The sequence below is a fragment of the Streptomyces sp. PU-14G genome (assembly GCF_041028275.1).
In the GTDB taxonomy this organism is placed as follows: domain Bacteria; phylum Actinomycetota; class Actinomycetes; order Streptomycetales; family Streptomycetaceae; genus Streptomyces.
This window is the reverse complement of record NZ_JASKYT010000279.1, coordinates 1-8,536: the sequence shown is the minus strand read 5'-3', so window position 1 is coordinate 8,536 and position 8,536 is coordinate 1. Positions and strand designations below refer to the sequence as shown.

Annotated in this window: 7 protein-coding genes; 1 reads left to right on the top strand and 6 read right to left on the bottom strand. The window is 69.4% G+C overall.

Features of this window, described 5'->3' with window-relative positions; genetic code table 11:
* A partial coding sequence (locus AB8Z75_RS25790; RefSeq protein ID WP_369205960.1) for a class E sortase occupies positions 1 to 674 on the top strand: 674 nt, incomplete at its 5' end.
* A 189-nt stretch (positions 675 to 863) separates the two neighbouring features.
* On the opposite strand, the gene pknB is transcribed toward AB8Z75_RS25790, so the two are convergent.
* The 6 genes from pknB to AB8Z75_RS25760 all read right to left on the bottom strand — a co-directional run.
* The gene (gene pknB / locus AB8Z75_RS25785; protein WP_369205958.1) at positions 864 to 2,831 is read right to left on the bottom strand and encodes a Stk1 family PASTA domain-containing Ser/Thr kinase; all 1,968 of its coding nucleotides are present in this window, start codon (positions 2,829 to 2,831) and stop codon (positions 864 to 866) included.
* A 179-nt stretch (positions 2,832 to 3,010) separates the two neighbouring features.
* Complete coding sequence (locus AB8Z75_RS25780) at positions 3,011 to 4,501, bottom strand: peptidoglycan D,D-transpeptidase FtsI family protein (RefSeq protein WP_369205956.1); 1,491 nt, start codon at positions 4,499 to 4,501, stop codon at positions 3,011 to 3,013.
* The gene (locus AB8Z75_RS25775) at positions 4,498 to 5,925 is read right to left on the bottom strand and encodes an FtsW/RodA/SpoVE family cell cycle protein (protein ID WP_369205954.1); all 1,428 of its coding nucleotides are present in this window, start codon (positions 5,923 to 5,925) and stop codon (positions 4,498 to 4,500) included. The genes AB8Z75_RS25780 and AB8Z75_RS25775 overlap by 4 nt, the downstream gene beginning before the upstream one ends.
* A gap of 14 nt (positions 5,926 to 5,939) precedes the next feature.
* Positions 5,940 to 7,598, bottom strand: coding sequence for a Stp1/IreP family PP2C-type Ser/Thr phosphatase (locus AB8Z75_RS25770; RefSeq protein WP_369205962.1), 1,659 nt, complete (start codon positions 7,596 to 7,598; stop codon positions 5,940 to 5,942).
* A gap of 36 nt (positions 7,599 to 7,634) precedes the next feature.
* Positions 7,635 to 8,150 carry an FHA domain-containing protein gene (locus tag AB8Z75_RS25765; RefSeq protein ID WP_369205952.1) on the bottom strand — a complete coding sequence of 172 codons (516 nt, stop codon included), beginning with the start codon at positions 8,148 to 8,150 and terminating at the stop codon, positions 7,635 to 7,637.
* 10 nt (positions 8,151 to 8,160) lie between these two features.
* On the bottom strand, positions 8,161 to 8,536 hold a 376-nt coding region (locus AB8Z75_RS25760; RefSeq protein ID WP_369205950.1), incomplete at its 5' end, for an FHA domain-containing protein.

The window sequence follows — 8,536 nt, the reverse complement described above, 5'->3', positions numbered from 1 at the left end:
CCCGGCGGGGGCGGGTGGCCGTCGCCGTCGGCGTCTTCGGCGAACTCCTCATCACCGCGGGGCTCGTGCTCGCCCTGTTCGTCGTCTACTCGCTGTGGTGGACGAACGTGCTCGCCGACCGGCAGGCCAAGAAGGAGGGCGACCGGGTGCGGAAGCACTGGGCCGCCGACCGCGGGCCGGGCGACCTCGACACCCGGGACGGCATCGGGTTCCTGCACGTGCCGTCGATGTCGGAGAAGGACATCCTGGTCAAGAAGGGCACCGACCCCAAGGAGCTCAACCAGGGCATCGCGGGCTACTACACCAAGCCCGTCAAGTCGGCCCTCCCCCAGGACCAGTCGGGCAACTTCTCCCTCGCCGCGCACCGCGACGGGCACGGGGCGAAGTTCCACGACATCGACAAGATCGACAAGGGTGACGCGATCGTCTTCGAGACGAAGAACACCTGGTACGTGTACAAGGTGTTCGAGACGCTGCCCCAGACCTCGAAGTACAACGTCGACGTGCTCGACGCGGTCCCGAAGGGCTCGGGCAAGAAGGAGCGGGGCCGCTACATCACCCTGACGACCTGCACGCCCGTCTACACCTCGAAGTACCGCTACATCGTCTGGGGCGAGCTCGTCCGCACCCAGGACGTCGACGAGGACCGCACGGCTCCGGCGGAGTTGCGTTGACCGTACGGGGGCGCTGAGGCCGCGGGGGTGCGGGGGCGTCAGCCCCCACACCCTTGTCCGCCGCGACGGCGCGCAACCACCGCGGCGAGGGCCCGGCGGAAGGGCAGACGGCCGGCACCGACACGTTCGGCACCAGCCAAGGGCACGCGTACCAGCCAAGGGCACCCGTACCAGCCAAGGGCACCCGTCTCAGTGGTGGCGGCGGCCGAGGCCGCCCCAGAAGCCGCCGTCGTCACCGCCGTCGTCGCCCTCGTCGGGGCCCGCCGGGCGCGTCATGATGGTGATCTTGTCGCCCTTCTTGCCCTGCGTGTTGGCCGGCGGGTTGGTCCCCACCACGATCGCGTTGTCGTCCTGGGGGCCGGTCACCTTGTCGACGGCAAATCCGGCGTCCTGCAGGGCGGACTTGGCGTCACCGAGCTTCTGGTTGGTGACGTCCGGCACGGTGGCGGGCTGGTCGTCGGGGGCCTTGGCGACGGTCAGGGTGATCGTCGTGCCCTCGGGCTGCTTGCCCTGGCCGGGGTCCTGGCGGATGACGGTACCGGCGGCCTTGGTCTCGTTCTCCTCCTCGGACTTGGAGACCTTGAAGCCGAGCGACTCGAGCTGCTGCTTGGCCTTGTCGAAGGGCTGGTCGACGACGTTGGGCACGGTCGGCCTGGACTCGGTGGCGACGGTCAGCGTCACCTTGGTGCCCTTCTTGCGCTTCTCGCCCCCGGTCGGGTCCTGCGAGAGCACCGTGCCGGCCTGCTGCTCGGACTCCTGCTGCTTCTTGCCGACCTTGAAACCGGCCTCGTTGAGCTTCTGCTTGGCGTCGGCGAAGACCTCGCCCTTGACGTCCGGAACCTCGCGGGGTGCCTGGTCGCGTGGGCCCTTGGACATGATGAGGCTGACGGTGCTGTCCGCGTCGACGCTCTCCCCGATGCCGGGGTCCGTCTTGCAGACGGTGCCCTTCTTCTCGTTGCACCACTCGCTCTGGCCCTTATCGGCCTTCAGACCGGTGTTCTCCAGCTGTTGGGTGGCCTCGGACTCGGAGAGCCCGGCGACGTTGGGCACCTCGGCCTGGTTGTCGGGCGAGGCGAACAGGGCCCGGCCGATGAAGATGGCTCCGACGAGGACGAGGATGACGGCGAGCGCCAGCAGGATCGTCGAGAGCGGGTTCTTGCCCTTGCGACGGCCGCGCTGCTCGTCGTAGTAGCCGCCGTCGTCCGCGCGCATCGGCGGCAGCATGGACGTCTGGGGCTCCTGGGCGTGGAGCGCCGTGGTCGGCTGGTCCTCCGGGTAGCCGGGGTAGCCGGCGCCCATGGCGGTGGCGGCGACGGGCTGGCCGTCGAGGCAGGCCTCGATGTCGGCGCGCATCTCATCGGCGCTCTGATAGCGGTAGTCCGGGTCCTTGACCAGGGCCTTCATGACGATCGCGTCCGTGGCGGGCGAGATCTCGGGGTCGAAGGCGCTGGGCGGCTGCGGCTCTTCCCGCACGTGCTGGTAGGCGACGGCGACGGGCGAGTCGCCGACGAACGGGGGCCGCACGGTCAGCAGCTCGTAGAGCAGGCAGCCGGTGGAGTACAGGTCGGAGCGCGCGTCGACGGACTCGCCCTTGGCCTGCTCGGGGGAGAGGTACTGGGCGGTGCCGATGACGGCGGCCGTCTGCGTCATCGTCATGCCGGAGTCGCCCATGGCGCGGGCGATGCCGAAGTCCATGACCTTCACCTGCCCGGTGCGGGTCAGCATGACGTTGGCGGGCTTGATGTCGCGGTGGACGATGCCGTTGCGGTGGCTGTACTCCAGCGCCTGGAGGATGCCGGTGGTCATCTCCATCGACCGCTCGGGCAGCAGCTTGCGCCCGGAGTGCAGGAGCTCCCGCAGGGTGGAGCCGTCGACGTACTCCATGACGATGTAGGGGATGGAGACCCCGTCGACGTAGTCCTCGCCGGTGTCGTAGACGGCGACGATCGCCGGATGGTTGAGCGAGGCGGCCGACTGGGCCTCACGGCGGAAGCGGGCCTGGAACGACGGATCGCGGGCGAGGTCGACGCGGAGCGTCTTGACCGCGACCGTGCGGCCCAGCCGGGTGTCCTGGGCGAGGTAGACCTCGGCCATGCCTCCACGGCCGAGCACCGAGCCCAGCTCGTACCGGCCGCCTAGGCGACGCGGCTCTTCCATAGTCTCCAGCCCTCTCCGGTCTTCCGTGCCGCGGCACGTGGAACTCCCCCAGCCTCCGGCCGGGTGGTACCCCCAGGCTTGCGACACGGCGGTGTGCTGCTCGGCATACGGTACCCGCCACTGGTCGCGTGCCTGGTGTGGTCGTGGTGACCGGGCTCACCCGAAGCCGGCGGCCGGTGTCACCGCTTCTCGTCGAGGACGGCCTCCATCACGTCCTTCGCGATCGGCGCCGCCAGCTTGCCACCCGCGATGTCGTCGCGCAGTGTGTCGGAACTCTCCACCACTACAGCGACGGCGACGGGAGATCCGTCACTCGTCTTCGCGTACGAAATGAACCAGGCGTACGGGTTGTCCTTGTTGTTCTCACCGTGCTGTGCGGTACCGGTCTTGCCGCCGACAGTGACGTTGGGAATCCTGCCCGCGGTTCCTGTGCCCTTCTCCACGACCGTCTCCATGGCCGACTGGAGCTTCTGGGCGTTCTCCGCCGAGACCGGCTGGCTCAGCTCCTCGGGCTTGGTCTGCTCGACGGTGTTGAGGTTGGGCGCGACCAGCTTGTCGACCATGTACGGCTTCATCAGCTTGCCGTCGTTGGCGATCGCCGAGGCGACCATGGCCATCTGGAGCGGGGTGGCGCGATTGGAGGCCTGGCCGATGCCCGCCTGGGCGTTCTGCGGGCGGGTGTCCTCGGGGTAGATGCTCTTGGCGGGCCGCACCGGGGTGTCCAGGTCCGGGTCGAGCGTGCCGCCCTTGACGTCCTTCTCGAAGCCGAACTTCTCCGCCATCTTGATCATCTCGTCGTTGCCGAGCTCGTCGGACATCTTGGCGAAGACGGTGTTGCAGGACCACTGCAGCGCCACGCGGATGCTGGCGTTCTTGCACTGCGGGATGTTGCCCTCGTTGCCCAGATCCTTGCTGGTGTTCGGCAGCCTGTACGGGTCGGGCGAGTCGGTCTTGGAGTCGATGTCGTAGTCCCCGCTCTCCAGCCCGGCCGCCGCGGTGACGACCTTGAACGTGGAGCCGGGCGGGTAGGTCTGGCGCAGCGCCCGGTTCAGCATCGGGTCGTCGGGGTTGTTCTTCTTCTGCAGGGCGCTCCACGCCTTGCTGTCCTTCTCGCCGTTGCCGGCGAAGGCGGACGCGTCGTAGGAGGGCTTGTTGGCCAGCGCCAGGATGGCGCCCGTCGACGGGTCGATCGCGGCGACGGCGCCCTTCTTGTCGCCGAGCCCGTCGTAGGCCGCCTTCTGCGCCTTCGCGCTCAGCGTCGTGACGACGTTGCCGCCCTTCTGCGGCTTGCCGGTGACCATGTCGATGGTGCGGTTGAAGAACAGCCGGTCGTCGTCGCCGGTGAGGATGGGGTCGTACAGCTTCTCCAGCTGGTTGGCACCGAACGCCTGCGAGGCGTAACCGGTGACCGGCGCCCACATCTTGCCGTCCTTGTAGGTGCGCTTGTACTTGAAGTCGGTGCCGTCGGTGGCGGCCGACCCGGTGACCGACTTGCCGTCCACGATGATGTTGCCGCGCGGCTGGGCGTACCGGGCGATGGAGACGCGCCTGTTGTCAGGGTCGGTCTTCAGCTCGTCGGCCTGGACGAACTGCAGCCAGTTCGTCCGCACGAGCAGGGCCATCACGAGCAGACCGCAGAAGATCGCGATCCGGCGCAGGGGCTTGTTCACGGGCGGACCACCTGAGTCATCTCGGCGTCGGGTGAGGGTGCCGGGGCCGGCGCGGGGCGGCGGGCGGTGTCGCTGATGCGCAGCAGAATGCCGATCAGCGCCCAGTTGGCGATCACGGAGGAACCGCCGGAGGCCAGGAACGGCATGGTCATACCGGTCAGCGGGATCAGGCCCATGACGCCGCCGGCGACGACGAAGACCTGGAGTCCGAAGGCGCCGGACAGGCCGACGGCCAGCAGCTTGCCGAACGGGTCGCGGGCGGCGAGCGCCGTGCGGACGCCGCGTTCGACGATCAGGCCGTACAGCAGGAGGACGGCCATCATGCCGGTGAGGCCCAGTTCCTCGCCGACCGTGGCGAGGATGAAGTCGGAGTTGGCGGCGAAGCCGATCAGGTCGGAGTTGCCCTGGCCCCAGCCGGTGCCGAGCACGCCGCCGGAGCCGAACGCCCACAGCGCCTGGGCGATCTGGTCGCTGCCGGTGGCCTGGATGACCTCCTCCGAGAAGGGGTGCAGCCAGGCCTGGACGCGGTCTTGCACGTGCGGTTCGAACGTGGCCACGAGGGAGGCGCCGCCGGCCGACAGGAGCAGGCCGAAGACGATCCAGCTGGTGCGCTCCGTGGCGACGTACAGCATGATCACGAAGAGGCCGAAGAACAGCAGCGAGGTGCCCAGGTCGGTCTCGAAGACCAGGATCATCAGGCTGAGGCCCCAGATCACCAGGATCGGCCCCAGGTCGCGTCCGCGCGGCAGGTAGAGCCCCATGAAGCGGCGGGAGGCCAGCGCCAGGGCGTCCCGTTTCACCATCAGATAACCCGCGAAGAAGATCGCGATGATGATCTTGACGAACTCACCCGGCTGGAGGTTGATCGGGCCGATACTGACCCAGATCCGCGCGCCGTTGACCGGCTTGAAGAACACCGGCAGCACCAGCAGCACCAGGCCGACGGCCATGGAGATGTAGGTGTAGCGCTGCAGCACCCGGTGGTCCTTGAGGAACAGCAGGATCGCCACGAACAGCGCCAGCCCGATCGCCGAGTACAGCAGCTGCTTGGGGGCGTCGGGGGTGAAGGCGCCGAAGAGGTTCTCGGCGCGCTGGTGCAGCCGCTCCGACTGGTCGAGGCGCCAGATCAGCACCAGGCCCAGACCGTTGAGCAGCGTGGCCAGCGGCAGCAGCAGGGGGTCGGCGTAGGGCGCGTAGCGGCGCACCACCAGGTGCCCCACGCCCGCCAGCAGCACCATGCCGAAGCCGTAGCCGAGCATGCCCGACGGCAGCTTGTCGTTGATCGCCAGGCCCACGTTGGCGTACGCGAAGACCGGGATCAGCACGGCGAAGACGAGCATCGCCAGCTCCGTGTTGCGGCGGCTCGGCAGCCCGCCGGAGGACACGGTGGTGTTGCTGCCCGTGGTGGTGGTGAGGTTGCTCATGCCTGTGCCGCCCCCTACGGCGCGGTGCACTGCTTGGCCAGCTCCTGCTGTTCCTTCGTGAGCTTGGGGCTCGGCGACGGAGTGCTGGAGGCGGCGCCAGTGGTGTCGTGGGTGGAGCCGGAGGTGAAGGCGGTGTGGGTGGCCGTGCCGACGCCGGCGTCCCCCGTACCCGCGCCGGCGGTGCCGGTTCCGTTGCCGACCCCGCCGCCTGTGGTGGCGTCACCGGGCCGGTTCTGCTCGTCCTTGCGCTGCTTCTCGGACTTCTCGGAACCCTTGCCGCCCTTGTCCCCCTTGTCGGGCTCCTTGGGCTGCTTCTTCTGCTCGGCGACGATCCGGCACACCTCGGCCTGCTCGCCCAGCTCGGTGAGCTTGTCCTTGGCCTCGTCCCGGTCGTTCAGCGCGATGGTCTCCTTGACCTGGTTGCGCTGGAAGCCCGGCAGGTACTTGAGTTCGACGTCGGGGCGGTCCTCGTCGACCTTGTGCAGCGAGACGCCGGCCAGCTCCTGATTGATGCCGCGGTAGAGCGCGACGTGGTCACCGTTGGCGCCCACGTAGTACTGCGTCTGCGTCCAGCGGTAGCCGCCGTACAGGCCGCCGCCGACCACGGCCAGCGCCAGGGCGATCCACAGCGAACGCTTGATCCACCTGCCTTTGCCGCCCTTGCCCGGCTTGGTGAAGTCCTCGTCGGTGAACGGACCGAACGCGCCCGCCGGCGCCGCCGGATCGCCACTCGGCGGTCCGAACCCCGCAGGGGCACCCGGCTGCCCCTGCGGGGGCACGCCCTGGCCGCGGCCCAGCTCGGCGGCGCGGGCCGCCGGCGTGCTGCCCAGCGCGCCGCCCGCCAACTGCTGCTGCGTCTCGGCGACGGCCCCGACGATGACGGGGGTGTCGTTGAGCTGGGTGTGCAGGGTGTCCTCGTGATCGACGTCCAGGACGTCGGCGACGATGCAGGTGATGTTGTCGGGGCCACCGCCGCGCAGCGCGAGCTGGATCAGCTCCTGCACGGTGTCCTGCGGACCGTGGTAGCCGGCCAGCGTCTCCTCGATCGTCTGGTGCGAGACGACGGCCGACAGCCCGTCGGAGCACAGCAGGTAGCGGTCCCCGGCGCGCACCTCGCGGATCGACAGATCGGGCTCGACGTGGTCACCGCTGCCCAGCGCGCGCATCAGCAGCGAGCGCTGCGGGTGCGTGGTGGCCTCTTCCTCGGTGATCCGGCCCTCGTCCACCAGCCGCTGCACCCAGGTGTGGTCCTGGGTGATCTGGGTGAGCTGCCCCTCGCGCAGCAGATAGGCCCGCGAGTCGCCGACGTGGACGAGCCCGAGGCGCTGCCCCGTCCACAGCAGGGCCGTGAGCGTCGTGCCCATCCCCTCCAGCTGCGGGTCCTCCTCGACCATCAGCCGCAGCTGGTCGTTGGCGCGCTGCACCGTGGTGCCGAGAGAGGTGAGGATGTCCGAGCCGGGAATGTCCTCGTCGAGCTGGACCATGGCGGAGATCACCTCGGAGGAGGCGACCTCGCCGGCGGCTTGGCCGCCCATGCCGTCGGCGACCGCGAGCAGCCGGGGGCCGGCATAGCCGGAGTCCTCGTTGTGCTCGCGGATCATGCCGTCGTGTGATCCGGCGGCAAAGCGCAGTGACAGGCTCATGCGCACCTCGCCCGTCGGCTCCGGGTACATCCGCACGGTGCCCACCCTCCGGTCGTCATGTCGGTACTACTTCCGCAGCTCGATGACCGTCTTGCCGATGCGGATCGGCGCTTCGAGCGGGATCGGCGTCGGTGTGGTGAGCCGGGTGCGGTCGAGATACGTGCCGTTGGTCGACCCGAGATCCTCGACGATCCACCTGCCGTCACGGTCCGGGTAGATCCTGGCATGCCGCGAGGACGCGTAGTCGTCGTCCAGCACGATCGTGGAGTCGTGCGCGCGGCCCAGGGTGATCGTCTGCCCCTGGAGCGCCACCGTCGTCCCCGTGAGCGACCCCTCGGAGACCACGAGCTTGGTGGGGGCGTTGCGGCCCGCGCCGCGCCCGCGCCGGCCGCCGCCACCCTGCTGCGGTGGCTGCTGCGGCTGTGCCCGCTGAGCGGGGCGCTGGTCGGCACGACGGGTGGTGCGCTGCGTCACCCTGGTGCCGAACAGGTCACTCCTGATGACCTGGATGGACACGATGACGAACAGCCACAGTACGGCGAGAAACCCCAACCGCATGACCGTGAGGGTCAGCTCTGACATTGCCCCCGCTTCACCCTTCGGCTTGCCGGTAAATGATCGTCGTACTGCCCACGACGATGCGTGAGCCGTCGCGGAGCGTAGCGCGCTGTGTGTGCTGTCCGTCTACCACGATTCCGTTTGTGGAGCCCAGATCCTGGATGGAGGAGGGGCTCCCCGCCCGGATCTCGCAGTGACGGCGCGAGACCCCGGGGTCGTCGATCCGCACGTCGGCCTCCGTGCTGCGGCCCAGCACCAGGGTCGGCCCCGAGATCTGGTGGCGGTTGCCGTTGATCTCGACCCAGCGCCGCGTCTCGGTGCCCGGCAGCGGCCCTGACGAGCCGGCGGGCCCCGGCGCGTACGGCGGCGGAGAAGAGGGCGCGGGGGGCGCGGACGGCGGCGCCGAGGAG